This is a genomic window from Cellulomonas cellasea (genome assembly GCF_006538745.1).
Lineage (GTDB): Bacteria > Actinomycetota > Actinomycetes > Actinomycetales > Cellulomonadaceae > Cellulomonas_A > Cellulomonas_A cellasea.
In genome coordinates this window covers 156,923-175,895 of the sequence record NZ_BJLR01000030.1, presented here as the reverse complement: position 1 = coordinate 175,895, position 18,973 = coordinate 156,923, and the positions used below count along the sequence as shown (strand labels likewise).

16 protein-coding genes are annotated in these 18,973 nt (G+C 76.7%); 12 read left to right on the top strand and 4 right to left on the bottom strand.

All coding sequences use genetic code 11. From position 1 onward, the window contains the following. The first annotated feature begins 52 nt into the window (after positions 1-52). The 12 genes from CCE01nite_RS16090 (at position 53) to CCE01nite_RS16035 (ending at position 15,580) form a co-directional block, all read left to right on the top strand. Positions 53-1,009, top strand: coding sequence for an AAA family ATPase (locus CCE01nite_RS16090; RefSeq protein WP_034634676.1), 957 nt, complete (start codon positions 53-55; stop codon positions 1,007-1,009). 2 nt (positions 1,010-1,011) lie between these two features. After that, positions 1,012-2,160 (top strand): DUF58 domain-containing protein, encoded by a 1,149-nt coding sequence (locus CCE01nite_RS16085; RefSeq protein ID WP_034634672.1) that lies wholly within the window; start codon positions 1,012-1,014, stop codon positions 2,158-2,160. Beyond that, entirely contained in the window at positions 2,160-4,571 is a 2,412-nt protein-coding gene (locus CCE01nite_RS16080; RefSeq protein ID WP_141372670.1) for a transglutaminase TgpA family protein, read from the top strand. Before CCE01nite_RS16085 ends, CCE01nite_RS16080 begins: the two co-directional genes overlap by 1 nt. Then, positions 4,568-5,761, top strand: coding sequence for an RDD family protein (locus CCE01nite_RS16075; protein WP_141372669.1), 1,194 nt, complete (start codon positions 4,568-4,570; stop codon positions 5,759-5,761). Before CCE01nite_RS16080 ends, CCE01nite_RS16075 begins: the two co-directional genes overlap by 4 nt. 10 nt (positions 5,762-5,771) lie before the next feature. Further along, complete coding sequence (locus CCE01nite_RS16070; RefSeq protein ID WP_141372668.1) at positions 5,772-7,307, top strand: outer membrane protein assembly factor BamB family protein; 1,536 nt, start codon at positions 5,772-5,774, stop codon at positions 7,305-7,307. A gap of 30 nt (positions 7,308-7,337) precedes the next feature. After that, complete coding sequence (locus tag CCE01nite_RS16065) at positions 7,338-9,002, top strand: outer membrane protein assembly factor BamB family protein (protein WP_141372667.1); 1,665 nt, start codon at positions 7,338-7,340, stop codon at positions 9,000-9,002. Between the two features lie 9 nt (positions 9,003-9,011). Next, positions 9,012-10,484 carry an outer membrane protein assembly factor BamB family protein gene (locus CCE01nite_RS16060; RefSeq protein WP_034631335.1) on the top strand — a complete coding sequence of 491 codons (1,473 nt, stop codon included), beginning with the start codon at positions 9,012-9,014 and terminating at the stop codon, positions 10,482-10,484. A 160-nt stretch (positions 10,485-10,644) separates the two neighbouring features. Then, entirely contained in the window at positions 10,645-12,387 is a 1,743-nt protein-coding gene (leuA, locus tag CCE01nite_RS16055; RefSeq protein ID WP_034631338.1) for a 2-isopropylmalate synthase, read from the top strand. A gap of 228 nt (positions 12,388-12,615) precedes the next feature. Next, the gene (recO, locus tag CCE01nite_RS16050) at positions 12,616-13,347 is read left to right on the top strand and encodes a DNA repair protein RecO (protein WP_034631342.1); all 732 of its coding nucleotides are present in this window, start codon (positions 12,616-12,618) and stop codon (positions 13,345-13,347) included. Further along, positions 13,347-14,138, top strand: coding sequence for an isoprenyl transferase (locus CCE01nite_RS16045; protein WP_034631345.1), 792 nt, complete (start codon positions 13,347-13,349; stop codon positions 14,136-14,138). The genes recO and CCE01nite_RS16045 overlap by 1 nt, the downstream gene beginning before the upstream one ends. 134 nt (positions 14,139-14,272) lie before the next feature. Next, positions 14,273-14,629, top strand: a complete 357-nt coding sequence (locus CCE01nite_RS16040) for a VOC family protein (RefSeq protein ID WP_034631349.1) — start codon at positions 14,273-14,275, stop codon at positions 14,627-14,629. A 249-nt stretch (positions 14,630-14,878) separates the two neighbouring features. After that, on the top strand, positions 14,879-15,580 hold the full coding sequence (locus CCE01nite_RS16035; RefSeq protein ID WP_034631353.1) for a DUF4241 domain-containing protein: 702 nt from the start codon (positions 14,879-14,881) through the stop codon (positions 15,578-15,580). A gap of 15 nt (positions 15,581-15,595) precedes the next feature. Here the strand turns inward: CCE01nite_RS16035 and CCE01nite_RS16030 are convergent, their stop codons facing one another. From CCE01nite_RS16030 to CCE01nite_RS16015, 4 genes are read right to left on the bottom strand one after another with little or no spacing between them, the layout of a single operon-like run. Continuing rightward, the gene (locus CCE01nite_RS16030) at positions 15,596-16,207 is read right to left on the bottom strand and encodes a DedA family protein (RefSeq protein ID WP_034631357.1); all 612 of its coding nucleotides are present in this window, start codon (positions 16,205-16,207) and stop codon (positions 15,596-15,598) included. 46 nt (positions 16,208-16,253) lie between these two features. Beyond that, complete coding sequence (locus tag CCE01nite_RS16025; protein ID WP_052104220.1) at positions 16,254-17,171, bottom strand: metal ABC transporter permease; 918 nt, start codon at positions 17,169-17,171, stop codon at positions 16,254-16,256. A gap of 23 nt (positions 17,172-17,194) precedes the next feature. Further along, positions 17,195-17,971 carry a metal ABC transporter ATP-binding protein gene (locus CCE01nite_RS16020; protein ID WP_052104217.1) on the bottom strand — a complete coding sequence of 259 codons (777 nt, stop codon included), beginning with the start codon at positions 17,969-17,971 and terminating at the stop codon, positions 17,195-17,197. After that, the gene (locus CCE01nite_RS16015) at positions 17,968-18,966 is read right to left on the bottom strand and encodes a metal ABC transporter substrate-binding protein (RefSeq protein ID WP_052104218.1); all 999 of its coding nucleotides are present in this window, start codon (positions 18,964-18,966) and stop codon (positions 17,968-17,970) included. Before CCE01nite_RS16015 ends, CCE01nite_RS16020 begins: the two co-directional genes overlap by 4 nt. Between the last annotated feature and the right edge of the window lie 7 nt (positions 18,967-18,973).

The window sequence follows — 18,973 nt, the reverse complement described above, 5'->3', positions numbered from 1 at the left end:
GACCGCCACGGCCCTGGCCGCGACGGCCACCACCAAGGAGAACCGAGCCCCGATGACCCCCGAACAGACGACGTGGTTCGCCGAGACCTTCGGCGCGCTCGTGGCCAACGTGGGCCGCGCCGTCCTCGGCAAGGAGCACGCCGTGCGCCTCGCGCTGACGGCGATGCTCTCCGACGGGCACCTGCTGCTCGAGGACGCCCCGGGCACCGGCAAGACGTCGCTCGCGAAGGCGATCGCGGCGACCGTCCAGGGCACACACCACCGCATCCAGTTCACGCCCGACCTCCTGCCGAGCGACGTCACGGGCGTGACGATCTACGACCAGGGCACCGGGCGGTTCGAGTTCCACCCCGGCCCGGTGTTCACGTCGGTGCTGCTCGCGGACGAGATCAACCGTGCGTCGCCCAAGACGCAGTCGGCGCTGCTCGAGGTCATGGAGGAGGGCCAGGTCACCGTCGACGGCGTGACGCACCCGGTCGGCCGCCCGTTCATGGTCATCGCGACGCAGAACCCCATCGAGCAGGCCGGGACCTACCGGCTCCCCGAGGCGCAGCTCGACCGGTTCCTGATCAAGACCTCGCTCGGCTACCCGGACCGCGCGTCGACCGTCGAGATCCTCGCCGGCGCCAAGGACCGCACGACGGGCCTGCAGCCCAAGATCACGACCAAGGCCGTCGCCGACATGGCGGACCTCGCGGGCACCGTGCACATCGACGCCGCGGTGCTCGACTACGTCGCGCGGCTCCTCGAGGCGACGCGCGAGGACGCGCAGACCTCCCTCGGGGCGTCCGTGCGCGGCGGGCTCGCGCTCGTGCGCTGCTCGAAGGTGTGGGCCGCGTCCGACGGGCGCGGGTTCGTGGTGCCCGACGACATCAAGGCGCTCGCCGTGCCGATCCTCGCGCACCGGCTCGTGCTCGACACCGAGGCCGAGTTCGCGGGCGTGACCGCCGTGCAGGTCATCGAGCGGATCGTCGCGTCCACGGCACCCCCGGCGCAGCGGGCGGCCTGACGGTGGCCCTGCGCGTCTCCGGTGCCGGCTGGGCGGCCGCGGTCGCCGCGGTCGTCGGCCTCGTGCTGGGACGGGTGCTCGGCTGGGTCGAGGCGGCCGTCGGCGGCGCCGCGCTCGCGGGGCTCGTCGTGGTCGCGCTGCTCATGACGGTGGGGCGCGAGCGATACGCGGTCGACCTCGACCTCGCGGACCGGCGCGTGCGCGTCGGCGAGCGCGCGGTCGGGCGGCTCGCGGTGCGCAACGTCGCCCGCCGGCGCTCGCTCCCGGCGCGCATCGAGCTCCCCGTGGGTGCGGGCGCCGCCGACCTCGCGCTGCCGTCCCTCGGCCCGGGCGCCGAGCACGACGACATCTTCGCGATCCCGACGTCGCGGCGCGCCGTCGTGGTCGTGGGGCCCGTGCGTTCGGTGCGCGGCGACCCGCTGGGCCTGGCGCGGCGCCGGGTGCGCTGGACCGAGCCCGTCGAGCTCTACGTGCACCCCGAGCTCGTGTCGCTCGCGGGCGCGAGCGCGGGCCTGCTGCGCGACCTCGAGGGGCAGTCGACGCGCGACCTGTCCGACTCGGACCTGTCCTTCCACGCCCTGCGCGACTACGTCGCGGGCGACGACCGCCGCTACATCCACTGGCGCACGACCGCCCGCCGCGGCGCGCTCATGGTCAAGCAGTTCGAGGACACGCGCCGCACGCAGACCGCGCTCGCGCTCTCGACCGACCCGCGCGACTACGCCGACGACGACGAGTTCGAGCTCGCCGTCTCGACCGTCGCGTCGCTCGGCGTGCAGACGCTGCGCGAGGAGCGCGACCTCGCGGTGCTCGCCGGCGGGGGACGCCTGCGCGTCGAGACCCCGCCGCTCCTGCTCGACGACTGCGCGGGCGTGCAGCTCACGATCGGCGGCACCGGGATGTCCGCGCTCGGCCGGCGCGTCGCGCGCGACGCCCCCGAGGCGTCGGTCGCGGTGCTGGTCACCGGGTCGGTCCCGTCCGCGGGCGACCTGCGCGCCGGTGCGCGGCACGTGCCCGTCGGGACCCGCACCGTCGTCATGCGCTGCACGGCCGGCGAGGAGGTGCAGGTGCGCACGCAGGGCTCCCTGAGCCTGGCGACGCTCGGCACGCTCGACGACCTGCCGCGCGTCCTGCGCCGGGTGGTGAGCTGATGACGGCGACCGCGACCGCGACAGCGACCTCGGGCCGGGGCGTCCGCGGCGGCGCTCCGCGCAGCGGGTGGCCCGCGGTCGTCGACGTCGTGCTGCTCGTCGGCGTGCTCGCGGCCGCGCTCGTGCCGCTCGTCCCCGTCTACGGCGCACGGGCCGCGGTCCCGGCCCTCGCCGGCGGGCTCGTGCTGGGCGCCGCGATCGGCGTGCTCGGCGCGGTCCGGCGCTGGTCCGCGATCGTCGTCGTGGCGCTCGTCGTGCTCGCCTACTTCCTCGCGGGCGGCGCGCTCGCGGCGCCCAGCACGACCGTTGGCGGCGTCGTCCCGACCCTGCGCACGCTCACCGAGCTCGCGGTCGGCGCGACCGCGTCCTGGAAGCAGGTGCTCACGCTGCAGCCGCCCGTGGGGACGAGCGGCGCTCTGCTCGCGGCGCCGTTCCTGCTCGCGCTCGTGGGTGCCGTGACCGTGACCGCGACGGCGCTGCGCGTGCGCTCCCCGGGGCGGGCCGCCCTCGCCGCGGTCGTCCCCGGCGTCGCGCTCGTCGGTGCGGTGCTGCTCGGGACGCGCCAGGTGATCGCGCCCGTCGCGACCGGTCTCGGTCTCGCCGCGGTGCTCGTCGGCTGGGCGGCGTGGCGCGCGGGCGGGGTGCGCCCGCGCCGGTTCGTGGCCCTCGGCGTGCTCGTCGCGGTCGTCGCCGGGTGCGGTGTCCTGGGGGGACCGCTCGTGACCGGCTCGACGCCGCGGTACGTCCTGCGCGACGAGCTCGTCCCGCCGTTCGACCCCCGCGCGTACCCGAGCCCGCTGTCCGCGTTCCGCAAGATCGTCAAGGCCAAGGACGACCCGCTGTTCACCGTGAGCGGGCTGCCGGCCGGTGCGCGCGTGCGCCTCGCGACGATGGACCAGTTCGACGGCGTCGTGTGGAACGTCGCGGGCGACGGCTCCGCGCAGGGCTCGGGGGAGTTCCGCCGCGTCGGCGAGACGATCGAGACTACGACCCGCGGCGACCGCGCCCGGGTCACGATCGAGGTCGAGCAGCTCTCGGGCGTGTGGCTGCCGACCGTCGGCCAGGCGACCGCCGTGCGCTTCGAGGATCCCGTCGTCGCGGGCGACCTGCGCTACAACGACGCGACCGGCGCGGCGGTGCTGACGGGCGGCGTCGAGCGCGGCCTGCGGTACACGCTCGACACCGTGGTGCCCCCGGTCCCCGACGACGCGACGGTCGGCGAGGCGCCCCAGGCACCCGTCGTCGTCCCCGACGACAGCGGGGTGCCCGACGTGATCGGCGCGACCGCGGCGGACGTCGCGCGCGACGCCGGCACGCCCGTGCAGATCGCCCGGAGCCTCCAGAAGGCGCTCGCCGAGGGCGGCTTCTTCAGTCACGGCCTGACCGAGGCGGGCGACTCCCCGTCGCTGTCGGGGCACGGCGCCGACCGCCTGACGACGCTGCTCGGCTCGGACCTCATGGTCGGCGACGGCGAGCAGTACGCGTCGGCGATGGCGCTCATGGCCCGGCAGATGGGCCTGCCCTCGCGCGTCGTGCTCGGCTTCGTGCCCGGCGAGGAGGAGCGCGGCGCCGAGTCGATGACCGTGACCGGCGACGACGTCGAGGCGTGGGTCGAGATCGCGTTCACGGGGCACGGCTGGGTCCCGTTCGACCCGACGCCGCCCCGCTCGCAGACGCCGCAGGAGGAGTCGACGACCAAGCCGTCCGACCCGGAGCCGCAGGTCGTCCAGCCCCCGCCGCCGCCGCCCGAGCCCGTCACGCCGCCCGAGGACGACACCGAGCAGCCGCAGGCCGAGGACCCGGACTCCGGCGACGAGGGCGGCCCGGTGTGGCTGCGCGTCGCGCGCGTCGCCGGCGTCGTCGCGATCCCGCTCGTCGTGCTGCTCGGCCCGCTGGTCGTCGTGCTCGCGGTCAAGGCCCGCCGCCGGCGCCGGCGCCGCGAGCACCCCGACGCCGTGGTCCGCGTCGCGGGGGGCTGGGACGAGGTGCTCGACGCCGCACGCGACCTGCGCCACCCGCCGTCGCCGCTCGCGACGCGGCGCGAGACCGCGGACGAGCTCACGCGTGCGCTGTCGGGCGTCTCCGGCGCCGGGGCCGCGTGGTCCGCGCACCGGGCCGGCTCGGTCGTGACCCGGCTCGCCGCCGAGGCCGACGCCGCGGTGTTCGGGCCCGGGACACCGACGCTCGCCGAGGCCGCCGCGTACTGGCGGCGCGTCGAGCAGGCGGTCACCGAGATGCACGGCGCGCTGCCCTGGGGTCGCCGGGTCCGGGCCCGCGTCTCGCTCGCGTCGCTGCGCCGCTCGCGCCGGGTCCCGCGCGCCGGCGGTCCGCCCGGACGGCCCCCGCGCCGCACCCGGCGGCGCGCGACCCCGGACACCCCCACGACCCACGAGCAAGGACCCCGCTCATGAGCCACCCCGCACCGGCGTCGCTCGGACGCCGCGCCGCCGCGTTCTTGCTCGACCAGGCCGTGGCCCTCGTCCTCGGCGGCGGCGTGGTCCTCGCGGTCGCGCTGCGGACGGTGCGCGACCTCGGCGCCGACCCCGCGGCGACGCCCACCGCCCCGGGCGTCCTGCTCGGTGCGTGGGCGCTGCTGCTCGTGCAGGCGCTCGTGCAGTGGTGGACCCACGGGACGTTCGGCTGGACGCTCGGCCGGCGCCTGCTCGGGCTGCGCACGGTCGACGCGCGCACGGGCCGCCCGCTGGGCCTCGCGCGCGTGCTGCTGCGCGGGCTCGTGGTCGCCGCGGGCTCGGTCGTGGTCGTCGGGTCGCTCGTGGTGCTCGCGTCGCCGCTGCTGGACCGCACGGGCCGGGGCCGCGGCTGGCACGACCGGGTCGCGGGCGGCGAGGTCGTCGACCTGCGGACCGTCGAGGGCCCGCTCGCCGGGCGGCGGGACGGCGGCCGTGCCCAGCGCTCGCGGGGCGTCACCCCGGTGCGCCCGCGCCCGGCGGCCCGGCCGACGGCCGACGAGGACTGGTCGCTCGTGGAGTCGGCCCCGGCCGAGGAGCCCGTGCGCCCCGTTGCCCCGCAGGACGTCGCCGGCCGCCGGCTGGGCGCGCTGCTGGCCGAGCGCCGCACCACCGGCCCGTCGCTCGTGCTGCCCCCGCTCGGCGAGCCCGGCGTCGCGCCCGACGTCGACACGCGCGCCATCCCGATGCTGCGGCCCGCGGTGTTCGCGCTCGACCCCGCGCTCGAGGAGACCCGGCGCGCCCCGCTGCGGGCCGACGAGCGCCCGGCGCCGGCCGAGCCGCTCGACCCCCGGGCCGTCGCGCTCGAGCTGAGCGACGGGCGGACCGTCACGGTCGACGGCGCCGTGCTCGTCGGCCGCAACCCCGTCGGCACCGGGACCGAGCAGCTGGTGCGGGTCGTCGACCCGGGCCGCTCGGTCTCCAAGACCCACCTGCAGCTCGGCGTCGACGACCGGGGCCTGTGGGTCGCCGACCGCGGCTCGACCAACGGGACCCTCGTGACCCTCGCGGACGGCCAGCAGATCGTGTGCGGGGTCGACCAGCGTGTCCGCGTCCCGCTCGGGTCGACGGTGTCGTTCGGCGACTGCGGGCTGCGCGTCGTCCCCCCGCCGGTGGAGCGCCGGCTGGCCTAGAGTCGGCCTCATGGCGCCCGTGCGGCCCGCTGCGAGGATGCAGCCCGTCGAGGTCCTCGAGGAGGGCCTCCCGGACACGGGCGCGCGACGGCGGCACGTGCCGCCCGCCGACGAGGAGGTCCCCCCCGGTGCTGCGCCCGCGGCGAGCGACGGCGCCGGACCCGGCGACGGGCCCCCGGCGCCGGACGTCCGCGGGCTCCTGCGCCGCTGGTGGCCCGTGCCCGTCGCGCTCGTCGTCGCGGTGACCGCGGTCGGCGTGCTCGGGGTGCAGCGCGACCGGGAGCGCGCGGAACGCCTCGCGGGCGTGCCCGGCGTCGTGCGCCCGCTCGACGGGCCGCCCGAGGTCCTGTGGAGCACGCCCGCGGGACCCGGCGACCAGCTGCTCGTCGCGCGGGGGCTGCTCGTCGTGGTGCAGCCGGGCACGAGCGCGTGGCACGCGACCGCGCACGACGCCCGCACCGGGGAGCAGCGGTGGAGCGCGGACGTCGCCCCGGCGCCCGGTGCGGCCATGGAGTCCGGGCCGGTGCGCTGCCCCGACCCGGGCACCGACGTCGGCGCGGTGGTCGTCTGCCTCGCGGCCGAGCCCGACCCCGTCTACGCCGACGACCCGGACGGCACGGTCACGTCCGGCGACGTCGGGGCGTTCTCGGAGGTCGACGTGGCGCTCCCGGAGACCCGGGTCGGCGCGCTGTCGGCGCGCGACGGGCGCACGCTCGGCACCTGGACGCTGCTCGGGGAGCTCGTGGCCGCCGGGCGGGTCAGGGACGACGTCGTCGTCGTGACGGTCGACGACGACGAGCACGTCGTGGTCGCGCGGCGCGACGGCGTGACCGGCGAGGTGCGGTGGGGCTGGCGCAGTCCCGTGCCCATCCGGGGCACGAGCGTGCGGGCGCTCACGTCCGTCGAGGTGACGCGCGACCTCGTCGTCGTGGCGGGGTCCGCGACGCGCGTGCTCGCCGTCGCCGACGGCGCCGAGCTGACGACCGCGCCGGACTTCAGCTTCCTGCGCGTCGAGCCCCTGCGCGCGGGCTTCGGCACCTGGTCCCCGGCGCAGGGCGGCGCGGTGCACGACGCGACGGGGGCCGTCACGGCGACCGTGCCCGGGCTCCCGGCGCCGCTCGCCGTGGACGACGGCTCCGAGCCGCGCCTCGTCGTCCTCGACGCGGGCAACGCCGTCGTCGCGCACGACACCGCGACGGGCGAGGAGCGGTGGCGGGCGACCACGGCGCTCAACCCCGCGCTCGTCGTCGACCACCGCCTCGTGGTCGTCGGCGCGAGCCGCTACGGCGTCGTCGACGCGCGCACCGGTGCCGAGGTGTGGGACGAGGAGCTCGGCGCGCCGCTGCCGTGGCAGCCCGTGACGGACGGCGCGCTCGTGCTCGGCCCCGGGCTCGCCCCGGACGGCGCGACGCACCTCGTCGGGCGCGGCGTGCCCGACGGCGTGCGGTACTGGTCCGTCCCCGTCCCGCCGGACACGCGCCGGGTGCGTGCGGTCGCGGGCCACCTCGTCCTGACGACCGCGGAAGAGCACCGTGCGCTCGGCTGAGCGTCGGGCGCCCGCGTGGTGAGCCGCCGGGTGGGAGGCGCGCGCCGGTCGATGCACGAGGTCGAGCTCGTCGAGCGGTCCGACGCCGACCGGGGCGACGCGCTCGCGGGTGACGCCGCGGGGCCCGGACCCGGCGGGAGCGCGGACCGTGCGCCGGGCGGGACGCGGGCCGGCGCGCGTGCGGGCGGGGCGTTCGTGCGGCGCCACCGCGTGCGGCGCCACCGCGTGCGGCTCGTCGCCGCCGGGCTCGTCGTCGTCGCGGCGCTCGCGGTCGGCACCGTCCGGGACGCCCGGGCGGACCGTGCCCGGGCCGCAGCGCTCGCCCTCGCGCCGGCGGTGCTCGACGCGGTCGACCCGGCCGGCGGTTCCGGGCTCGAGCGGTGGCGGCGCCCGCTGCTCGACGGGCTCGTCACGGGCGACGGGCTCGTCGTCACCTTCGGCGTCACCGCCGCGGGCCGGGGCGGCGTCGCCGCCTACGACGCCGCGACCGGCGAGCCGCGGTGGGACGCCGACGTGGACGCCGTCGGTCCGCAGGGCGAGCTGACGTGCGTGCTCACGTCGGGGGGCGCGGGCGCGCGGCTGGGCGACGGCGGGCCGGGCGCCGCGGCGGCGGACCCGGTGGGTCGTGCCGGCGGGGACGCTGGTGCTGGTGCTGGTGCTGGTGCTGGTGGTCGTGCGGTGGGCGGCGACGCGACCGTGGCGTGCGTCGCGGTGCCCGCGGTCGGCAAGGAGGCGTGGGGCGGGCTCGGCCGGCGCGGCGACGTGCGGGTCGTCGTGCTCGACGCCGCCACGGGGACGCTCGTGCGCGACGACCCGGCGGACCGCAGCGACGTCCACCTGACGGCGCTCGGCCCGGACCTCGTGGTCACGCGCACCGTGCCCGGCGGCGCCGTGCGCGTCACGCGCGAGGACGCCCGGAGCGGCGCCGAGGCGTGGACGTCCGACGTCGACGCCCGCGCCGCCGACGCGCGCGGGCCGCAGCAGGCCGTGGCGCGGGTCGAGCGCGGGCTGCTCGTGGTCGACGCGGGAGCGGTCCGCGTGCTCGACGCCGACGGCGACGCGGTCGACGCGTGGCCTGCCGGTGTGGCGCGACCCGACGTGCCGGTCGTGCTCGCCGCGGACGACGGCTCGGAGCCGGACCTCACGCTGACGGCGCGGCCCGAGGGCGTCGGGGGCGACCCGGCGGAGGGGGACGACGGGTCGAGCATGACGCTGCGCGCGGGCGACGCGGGCGACGCGGGCGACGCGGGCGCGGAGGCGGCGGACGCGCGGGCGGCCGACGCGGGGCCCGAGCAAGCCGACGCAGGCGCGGAACCGGTGGGGGAGCGGTGGACCGCCCGGACCCCGGCCGACTCGGTGCTGGTCGTCGGCGGCCGCGTCGTCACGGCCTCCGCGACGGGCGCGCTGACCGCCCGGGACGCCGAGTCCGGCGACGTCCTGTGGGCGTCCGACGCGACGACGTGGTCCGGGAGCCGCGCGTCCGCTGGCCTCGGTGCGGTGCAGACCGACGGCGTGCACGTCCTGGTGCCGCTCGTGCTCGCCGACGGGTCGCCCGTGCTCGTCGCCGTCGACCCGGTCGACGGTCGCGCGGCGTGGACCGCGGTGCTGCCGCCCGACGTCCGCTCGGTCGAGCGCGCGGGCCGGCGGCTGCTCGGGCGCACCGCAACGGAGGTCGTGGCGCTCGGTCAGGACTAGCGTGCAGGGATGGCCCCGCACGCGGAGCGGCCGTCGATGCAGGACGTCGTCCTCGACGAGGACGACGCCGGGACGCCCGCGCCCGCGCCGGACCTGCGCGCCACCGGAGCCGCGCTCGTCGGCTGGGGCCGCGGGCACGTCCTGCGGGCCCTCGCGGCGACGACCGTCCTCGTCGCGCTCGTGCTCACGGTGCTCGTCGGGCTCCCGCGCTGGTCGCTCGCGCACGAGCGGCGGGTCCTGACCGCGCCCACGGAGCTCCCGGGCGCGATCCGCCCGCTCGAGGGGCCGCCGGCCGTCGCGTGGACGACGCGGGGGCCGTGGTCGCCCCGCGCGGTGCTCGCGGGGGACACGGTCGTGGTCTACGCGTCGGACGTGGAGGACGGCGCGGCCGCCGGTCTCGACCTCGTGACCGGCGCGGTGCGCTGGCGCGCCACGCTCCCGGGGGGTCCCCTCGGCACGCTGCGCCGCTGCCTCGCGGTCGACCCCGCGCCGGCGGAGGCGGCGGCCGTCGTCTGCCTGACCGAGCCCGATCGCTCGGCGGTCCGCACCGAGCCGGTCGCCGGGCCGGTCGTCGTGCTCGACGCGGTCGACGGCCGCGTGCTCGACCAGCGCGACGCGCGCGGCACGGTCGCCGGGGCCGTCGTCGTCGGGCGGGACCTCGTGCTGCCGCTCGCGGACGAGTCCGGGGTCGTCGTCGAGCGCGCCGACGCGCGGACCGGCGCGCCGGTGTGGCGCACCCAGGTGCTCGACCCGCCGGTGACCGTGCCGCCCCAGCGCGTCGTCCTGCGCGAGGCCGACGGCGCCCTGCTCGTCGCGACCGGGGGCACGTCGCTGGTCCTCGCGGAGGCGACGGGCCGGGCGGTGCAGGTCGTGGACCGCGGCAACCGTCCGCGCGACCACGTGGGGCTCCTGCACGACGGGTCGGTGCTCGTGGGTGCGTACGGCACTGCCGGGTCCGCGCTCATGATCCGCACGACCGTGTATGAGCCCGACGGCCGCGAGCGGTTCACGACGCGCGGGACGCTGTCCGAGCCGCGCGTCTCGGACCGGCCCGAGGAGCGGCTCTACGCGTGGAGCTCGCTGCCCGGCAGCCCGTTCGGCGGGCGGGTCCGCGCGGTGTCGCGCCTCACCGGCGAGGAGCAGTGGCAGTCGCCCGGCCCGTCCGCGGGGGTCCTGCTCGAGCTCGACGGGGTCGCGGTCCTGCACGGCGCGGGCTTCGAGGTGGGCGTCGACGTGGACGACGGCGAGCAGCTGTGGCGCCGGCAGGTGACGCTCACGTCGTCGGACCAGCCGTTCACGGACGGCTCGCACGTGATCGTCGCGCGCGTCGAGCCGGGGCGCGGGACGGTGCTCGAGGCGCTCGGCGTCCGGGACGGCCGGACCGCGTGGGAGGTGCTGCTCACGCCCGGTGTGACGCGCGTCGAGCAGCTCGGGACGCACCTCGTCGGCATCGGGCCGCGGCTCGTCGTCGCGCTCCGGTGACACCCGGCTGACCGCGCCACGCACCCCGGGGTAGCATGGCGGCATGCTCTCGCGTGCGCTCCTCCTCCTTCGTCGCCGCGGCGAGGCCTTCTAGGCCGGAACCTCGCCGCGGTGTTCGGTGTGCCGGCTGCTTCCCACCGACCCGAACGAAGGACCCCCGATGAGCTTCCTGAACGCCCCCCAGCAGCCCTCCGGCATGCCGGTGCACCGCTACCGCCCGTTCCACGAGCAGATCCGTGTCGACCTCCCAGACCGCACGTGGCCGGACCGTCGGATCGAGAAGGCCCCCCGCTGGTGCGCGGTCGACCTGCGTGACGGCAACCAGGCCCTGATCGAGCCGATGAACCCGCAGCGCAAGCTGCAGATGTTCGAGCTGCTCGTGCAGATGGGCTTCAAGGAGATCGAGGTCGGCTTCCCGTCGGCGTCGCAGACCGACTTCGACTTCGTGCGGATGCTCATCGAGGAGAACCGCATCCCCGACGACGTCGTCATCCAGGTGCTGACGCAGGCGCGCGAGCACCTGATCGAGCGGACGTACGAGGCGATCGCGGGCGCCAAGCAGGCGATCGTGCACCTGTACAACTCGACGTCGGTGCTGCAGCGCGACGTCGTGTTCCGCTCCGACGAGGACGGCATCGTCGACATCGCGGTCTCCGGTGCGCGGCTGTGCAAGAAGTACGAGGAGCTCGTCCCGGACACCGAGGTGTTCTACGAGTACAGCCCCGAGTCCTACACCGGGACCGAGCTCGAGTTCGCGGTGCGGATCTGCAACGCGGTGCTGGACGTCTTCGAGCCGACGCCCGAGCGCAAGGTCATCATCAACCTGCCCGCGACCGTCGAGATGGCGACCCCGAACGTCTACGCCGACTCGATCGAGTGGATGGGCCGGCACCTGCGCCACCGCGAGAACGTGGTCCTGTCGCTGCACCCGCACAACGACCGCGGCACGGGCGTCGCGGCCGCCGAGCTCGGCTACCTGGCCGGCGCCGACCGCATCGAGGGCTGCCTCTTCGGCAACGGCGAGCGCACCGGCAACGTCTGCCTGGTCACGCTGGGCCTGAACCTGTTCAGCCAGGGCGTCGACCCCGAGATCGACCTGTCCGACATCGACCACGTGCGCCGCACCGTCGAGCACTGCAACCAGCTGCCCGTCGCCGAGCGGCACCCGTACGGCGGCGACCTCGTCTTCACCGCGTTCTCCGGCTCGCACCAGGACGCGATCAAGAAGGGCCTGGACGCCATGGCGGTCACGGCCGAGCGGGAGGGCCGCGGCGTCGACGACCTCGTGTGGGCCGTGCCGTACCTGCCGATCGACCCCAAGGACGTGGGCCGCTCCTACGACGCGATCATCCGCGTCAACTCCCAGTCCGGGAAGGGCGGCATCTCCTATTTGATGAAGTCCGAGCGGGACCTGGACCTGCCGCGCCGGCTGCAGATCGAGTTCTCGCACGTCGTGCAGGCGTACACCGACGAGCACGGCTCCGAGGTCACGGCCGACGAGCTGTGGCGCATCTTCAACGACGAGTACCTGCCGGTCGAGCCCGGCGGCGAGCTCGCGCCGTGGGGCCGGTTCGCGCTGCGCGGGATCCGCACGGTCGGCGGCGGCGACGGGCCCGACACGCTGTCGGTCGACCTCGCGGACCGCGGCGAGGTCCGCACGCTCGAGGGCTCGGGCAACGGGCCGATCGCGGCGTTCGTCGCGGCGCTGCGCTCGATCGACGTCGACGTCGCGGTGCTCGACTACGCGGAGCACGCGCTCTCGGGCGGCGGCGACGCGACGGCCGCGGCGTACGTCGAGTGCGCGGTCGACGGGCAGACGCTGTGGGGCGTCGGGATCGACCCGTCGATCACGACGGCGTCGCTCAAGGCGATCGTCTCCGCGGTCAACCGCCGGCAGCGCTGAGCACCGGGCGACCGCGGTGCCGGCGCCCTCGCACGCGTGCGGGGGCGCCGGCCCGTCCGGGGCCCGCCCGCCCCGGACCGGGACCGGGACGCGGGACGCGGCACCAGCAGCCCCGGTGCGGCGCCTGTGGTCCGCACCGGTGCCGGACGCGTGGCGGGTGCGTGCCGATCGCGTGACCGTGGCCCGTCGCGTGCGCGGGGCGTGGGTGGCGCGGGGGAGGATGGGGGCGTGAGCCTCTACCGCGACGAGGGCATCGTCCTGCGCACCCACAAGCTGGGCGAGGCCGACCGCATCGTGACCCTGCTGACCCGCCAGCACGGCAAGGTCCGCGCGGTCGGCAAGGGCGTGCGCCGCACGACGTCGCGCTTCGGCTCGCGCCTCGAGCCGTTCATGCACGTCGACCTGCAGCTCAGCACGGGCCGCAACCTCGACATCGTCACGCAGGTCGAGACCCTCGGTGCGTACGGCCGGCCGGTGTGCGAGGACTACGCGCTGTACACCGCGGGGACCGTCATGCTCGAGACCGCCGAGCGCCTCGTCGAGGCCGAGCACGAGCCCGCGCTGCAGCAGTACTGGCTGCTCGTCGGCGCGGTCCGCTCGCTCGCGTCGCGCGAGCACGCCCCCGGCCTGGTGCTCGACTCCTACCTCCTGCGCGCGCTCGCGATCGCGGGCTGGGCGCCGAGCTTCACCGACTGCGCCCGCTGCGGCGCGCCCGGCCCGCACACGTCCTTCGCCGTCGCGCAGGGCGGTGCCGTCTGCCGTGCGTGCCGCCCGCCCGGCGCCACCGCGCCCGCCCCGGAGACGTTCGAGCTGCTCGCGTCGCTGCTCGCGGGCGACTGGCCGACCGTCGAGGCCAGCGCCGAGCGGCACCGGCGCGAGGGCAACGGCGTCGTCGCCGCGTACTGCCAGTTCCACCTCGAGCGCACGCTGCGCTCGCTCCCCATGGTCGAGAGGATCTGATGCCCGTCCCGCCGCCGCCGCACCCGAGCGGTGCCCGCCCGCCCGCGATCCCGCTCGAGTTCGTGCCGAAGCACGTGGCCGTCGTCATGGACGGCAACGGCCGCTGGGCCAACGCGCGCGGGCTGCCCCGGACCGCCGGGCACGCCGCGGGGGAGGCGTCGCTGCTCGACGTCGTGGCCGGGGCCATCGAGATCGGCGTGAAGCACGTCTCGGCGTACGCGTTCTCGACCGAGAACTGGTCGCGCTCGCCCGAGGAGGTCCGCTTCCTCATGGGCTTCAACCGCGACGTGCTGCGGCGCCGGCGGGACCTCATGAACTCGTGGGGCGTGCGCGTGCGCTGGGCGGGCCGCCGGCCGCGGCTGTGGCGCTCGGTCATCAAGGAGCTCGAGATCGCCGAGGAGCTCACGCGGGGCAACGACACCGTGACGCTGACGATGTGCGTGAACTACGGCGGCCGGGCGGAGGTCGCGGACGCGGCGAAGGCCATCGCGCACGAGGTCGCCGCGGGCCGGATCAAGCCGGACAAGGTCGACGAGAAGATGATCGCGCGGTTCCTCGACGAGCCGGACCTGCCCGACGTCGACCTGTTCGTGCGCTCGAGCGGCGAGCAGCGCACCTCGAACTTCATGATCTGGCAGGCCGCGTACGCCGAGCTCGTGTTCCTCGACGAGCCGTGGCCCGACGTCGACCGCCGGCACCTGTGGCGCGCGGTCGAGACGTACGCGCGGCGCGACCGCCGGTACGGCGGGGCGGTCGACCGTCCGCAGGCTGGACCCTCGGGCGCGGCCTGACGCGTCGGGCGGCGGCGCCGACGCGCACGGTGCGCCCAGCCGGTGCGGTCGGGAGCGGCCCGGGACCCGGCCGGGGTGGGCCGACGGCGTCGCGGGGCGTCCGGCGTGTGGGTGGTCGCCCCTAGCGTCGGGGCATGACGCTCACACCGGCGATGGTCACGTTCGACACCCTCGACGCCCGGGCGCTGAGCGCCTGGTGGGCCGAGCAGACCGGCGGGCAGGTGCGGGACATCGCCGACGGCTGGTTCGTCATGGTGACGCCCGGCCCCATGGGTGGCCCGGTCCTCGGCTTCCAGAAGGTCGAGGCGCCGACGCCCGGCAAGAACCGCGTGCACATCGACTTCGGCGCGTCCGTGGGCCGCGAGGCGGAGGCCGAGCGCCTGCTCGCGTCGGGCGCGACGCTCGTCGGGCGGCACGAGCACGACGGCTACGCCTGGGTCGTGCTCGCCGACCCGGACGGCAACCAGTTCTGCGTGGGGGACAGCGCCTGACGGCGAACGGGTGACCTGCGGGCGTCCGAGTGTGGCGCCGGCGGGGCCGGCGGGCACGATGGGTGCGTGTGCCGCTCCCGCTGGCTCTCCGCCTCGTGCGTCGTCCTCGTCCTCGCGGGCTGTGCAGCTGTCTCGGCTCCCGCGACCTCACCGTCGCCGACGGGTGAGGCGCGCGGCTCGTCGACGGGTCCCTCCGGAGAGGCGAGCGTCGGACCCGTCGCGCCCCCGGTAGAGCCCGGCCCGGCCCCGGTGGAGGAGCGCGACATCGTCTTCAGCGCGTGCCCGCGGGACCGCGCTCTGCCCGGGGAGTCGTTCCTCCGTCCCGCCGGCCCGGAGGCGGCCGGCTGGCCCGACGAGCTCGCCGACGGGCGGCTCGTCGTCGAGCACGTCGCCGACCTCACGTTGGTGGACGGCTGGCTGGCCTCGGGCAGCGGCTTCGACGCGGCCTACGGCGGCATCGCATCGGTGCGGGTCGCGGACTCGACGGTGGAGGCAGCGATCGCCCTCGGGGTCATGGACTCGCCCAGCAGCGGCAGGCGCGTCGCGTTCGCGGAGCTCCGGCTCGGGGAGGACCCGCCGGTCGCGTGGGACGAGGAGGTCCACCTCGGGTTCGGGACGGACGGGGGCGACGGCGGCTTCGTGGCGTCGGGCACCCCGGTGGTCCCGGCGGTCGCCTGGGACGACGCCGACCCGGCGAGCGTGCCCGCCGACTACCTCGAGGCGTTCTATCCGGAAGGCCGCGACGACTTCTCGACCGTCTGCGTCCTGCGCGGACCGGCCGGGGGCCCTGCCGACGGGTTCCTGTTCTCGTCGGGCTGGGGCGACGGCGGATATCCCACGTTCCTCGGCCGGTCCGCTGACGGGGACGTCGTGAGCGTGGTCTCGTACGGCTATGTGCTCCCGTGGGAGCTCTCGGGGCTTCCCGGGCACCCGCCACGACCGCAGGGGTGAGCCGGGCCGCTCGGGTCAGAGGTGCTCGTCCGCGCCCATCGGTGCGGCTTCGGGGCGGTCCAGCGCGGCGTCCGCCATGTCCGCCGGGTGTCGTCGGGTGCGCCTCCGGCGCGTGACGGCGACCGCCAGGACGAGCAGCGCGACCGCCACCGTCACCAGCAGCCACGGCGAGCGTGCGGCGAGCGCCACCGCACCCCACAGCGCACCGAGCCCCACGGTGGCCCAGACGAACGCCCACGCGAGGCAGCCCGGGACGGACGCGAGGACGAAGCGCGGGTAGCTCATGCGCGCGAGCCCCGCGGCGGCGAAGACCGCGGTCTGCGCACCGACCGTGAGGTAGGCGAGCGTCACCGCGACGGGGCCCACCCGGCGCAGCGCCTCCCCGGCCCGGCGGCCCGACGGGCTCGCACCCCAGGCCAGCAGCCGCGCCCCTGCCGCGCCGAGCCGCGAGGGCCGGTCGGACGCGCGCCGGGCGCCGAGGCCGCTCGCCCCGTGCGCGACGCCCCGCGCGAGCCAGTACGTGCCGTGCGACCGGGCCGCGACGATGACGACGAGCAGGACGACGACGAGCCAGAAGGGCTTGCCGCCGAGCCCGTAGGCCTCCGCGACGTCCGTCTGCTCGAGCACCTCCCGAGTCTATCGGCGAGGTGAGGGCATCCTTACCGACGGGTTGTCAGCACGAGTCGGCGCCGCGTCCCGTCGCGCCCTCGGCGCCGTTGAGCTCGAGGTCGTCGAGCACGTCCGGGTGCGGGTCGTGCACCGGGGTGCCGCGCCGGAGCAGCGGGCGGGTCACGGACGCCGCCGCGTACACCAGCACCGCGAGGACGACGATCGTCGCGCCCGGCGGGTAGTCGTACCAGTAGGTGAACGAGAGCCCGACGACGCTCACGGCGATCCCCGTCGCGGACGCGACGGCCATCGTGCGGCCGAACGACCGCGCGAACAGCTGCGCGATCGCGACCGGGACGATCATGAGCGCGCTCACGAGCAGCAGCCCGACGACGCGCATCGCGACGGTCACGGTCAGCGCGGCGATCGTCGCGACGAGGATGTTGAGCACCCGGACCGGCAGCCCGCTCGCGCGCGCGAACTCCTCGTCGTGGCTCACCGAGAACAGCGCGGCGCGCAGGCCGAGCCCGACCGCGAGCACCACCACGGCGAGCCCCACGGTCCACGCGAGGTCGGCGTTCGAGACGGTCGAGATCGACCCGAACAGGTAGCTGATCAGGTTGGCGTTGGTGCCGCCGGCAACCTTGATGAGCAGCACGCCGCCCGCGATGCCGCCGTAGAACATGAGGGCGAGCGCGAGGTCGCCGCTCGTGCGGCCGCGCTCGCGCACGAGCTCGATCGCGATCGACCCGGCGATGGCCGTGACGACCGCACCGGGCAGCGCGAGGGAGTCCTGCGGCACGACCGACGCCGCGTTGCCGACGAGCCAGCCGAGCGCGACACCGGTCAGGGCGACGTGCCCGATCCCGTCGCCCATGAGCGCGAGCCGGCGCTGGACGAGGAACGTGCCGACGACGGGCGCGGCGGCGCCGACGACGACCGCGGCGATCAGCGCCCGCAGCATGAGGGGCGACGACACCATCGCGACGAGCTGGTCCACGAGGCTCACGGGGTCACCTCCACGGACAGCGACGGTCCCGTGCCGGGCGGCTCCGGGTCGGGATGGGCGTGCAGGTGGTCGTGGTGCGCGCCGGCGTGCTCGTCGCGGGGCCGGGGCGGCGCGCCGTCGTGCACGACGCGACCGTGCCGCAGGACGACCGCCCGGCCGATGAGCGGGGCGAACGCACCGAGCTCGTGCAGGATCACCACGACGGTCGCCCCGCCGGTGCGCAGGCGCTCGACGGTGTCGACGAACGTCTGCTGCGTCGGCAGGTCGATGCCCGAGGTGGGCTCGTCGAGCACGAGCAGGTCCGGGTCGCGCACGAGCGCGCGGGCGATGAGGACGCGCTGCTGCTGCCCGCCCGACAGCTCGTGCACCGGGCGGCGGGCGCGGTCGGCGAGCCCGACCTCGTCGAGCGCCGCGAGCGCGCGGGCGTGCGCACCGCGCGGCAGGCGCAGGCGGCGGCCGTGCAGCAGGCCCGCCAGGACGACCTCGAGGGCGCTGGCGGGCACGCCGGCGCCCGCGGGCAGCCGCTGCGGGACGTAGCCGACGCGGTCGTGCGCACCGCGCGAGCCGAGCGGCGCACCGAACAGGCGCACGTCGCCGGCGCTCACGGGGACGATGCCGAGCAGCGCGCGCACGAGGGTCGACTTCCCGGAGCCGTTGGCGCCGAGCAGCGCCACGACCTCGCCGGGGTGCACCCGCAGGTCGACGCCGCGCAGGATCGGGTGCCCACCGAGGGTCACGTCGACGCCGCGGGCGTCGATCACGGGGGAGCTCACGAGCAGGACAATGCCACCTTCAGCGCCTCGAGGTTGGACTCGGCGATGCTGAAGTAGTCCTGCGAGTCGTCGGCGAGGCCCTCGAGCGGGTCGAGCACGGCCGTCGTCGCGCCGACGTCGGCGGCGAGCGCCTCGGCCACCTTCGGGCTGACGAGGGTCTCGAAGAACACGGTGGTCACGCCCTCGCTGCGGATGACCTCCCCGATCTCCGCGAGGCGCGCCGGCGACGGCTCGCCCTCGGGGTCGATGCCGGCGACCGCGACCTGCTCGAGGTCGTAGCGGTCCGCGAGGTAGCCGAACGCCGCGTGGGAGGTCACGAGCACGCGGCTGCTGCACGTGGCCAGACCGGTCTCGTAGGCCGCGTCGAGCTCGGTGAAGCGCTCGCTGAGCGCGGCGGCGTTCGCGGCGTACTCGTCGGCGCCCTCGGGGTCGAGGTCGCTGAGCTCGTCCGCGACCGCCTCGACGAGCGCGGGCATGCGGCTCGGGTCGAGCCAGAAGTGCGGGTCGTGCTCGCCGTGCTCGGCGTGCTCCTCGGCGGTCTCGCCCTCGTGGGTCTCGTCCGCGTGCGCCTCGCCCTCGTGGGCGCCCTCCTCGGCGGCTGCGTCGAGCAGCTCCACCACGTCGGCGGCGTCGAGCGCGCGCTCCGGCGGGCTGGCCTGCACGGCGTCGTCGACGGCGGCCTGGAACTCGCCGAGGTAGACCACGAGGTCCGCGGCGCCGAGGCGGGCGACCTGGGCGGGGGAGAGCTCGAGGTCGTGCGGCTCGGCTCCCGGCGGGGTGAGCGAGTCGACGCTCACGCGGTCGCCGCCGACGCCCGCCGCCACGACCTGCAGCGGGTAGAAGGAGGCGAGCACGCTGAGCCTGCCGTCGTCCGCGGGGGTGCTCGCGCACCCGCCGAGCACGAGCGCCGCCGCAGCGGTCAGCGCGAGGCCCGTCCGGGCGCGGCGGACCGCGCGTCCGTGGTCGGGGCGCGCCGGGGTGCGGGGGAGATCCATGCGGACG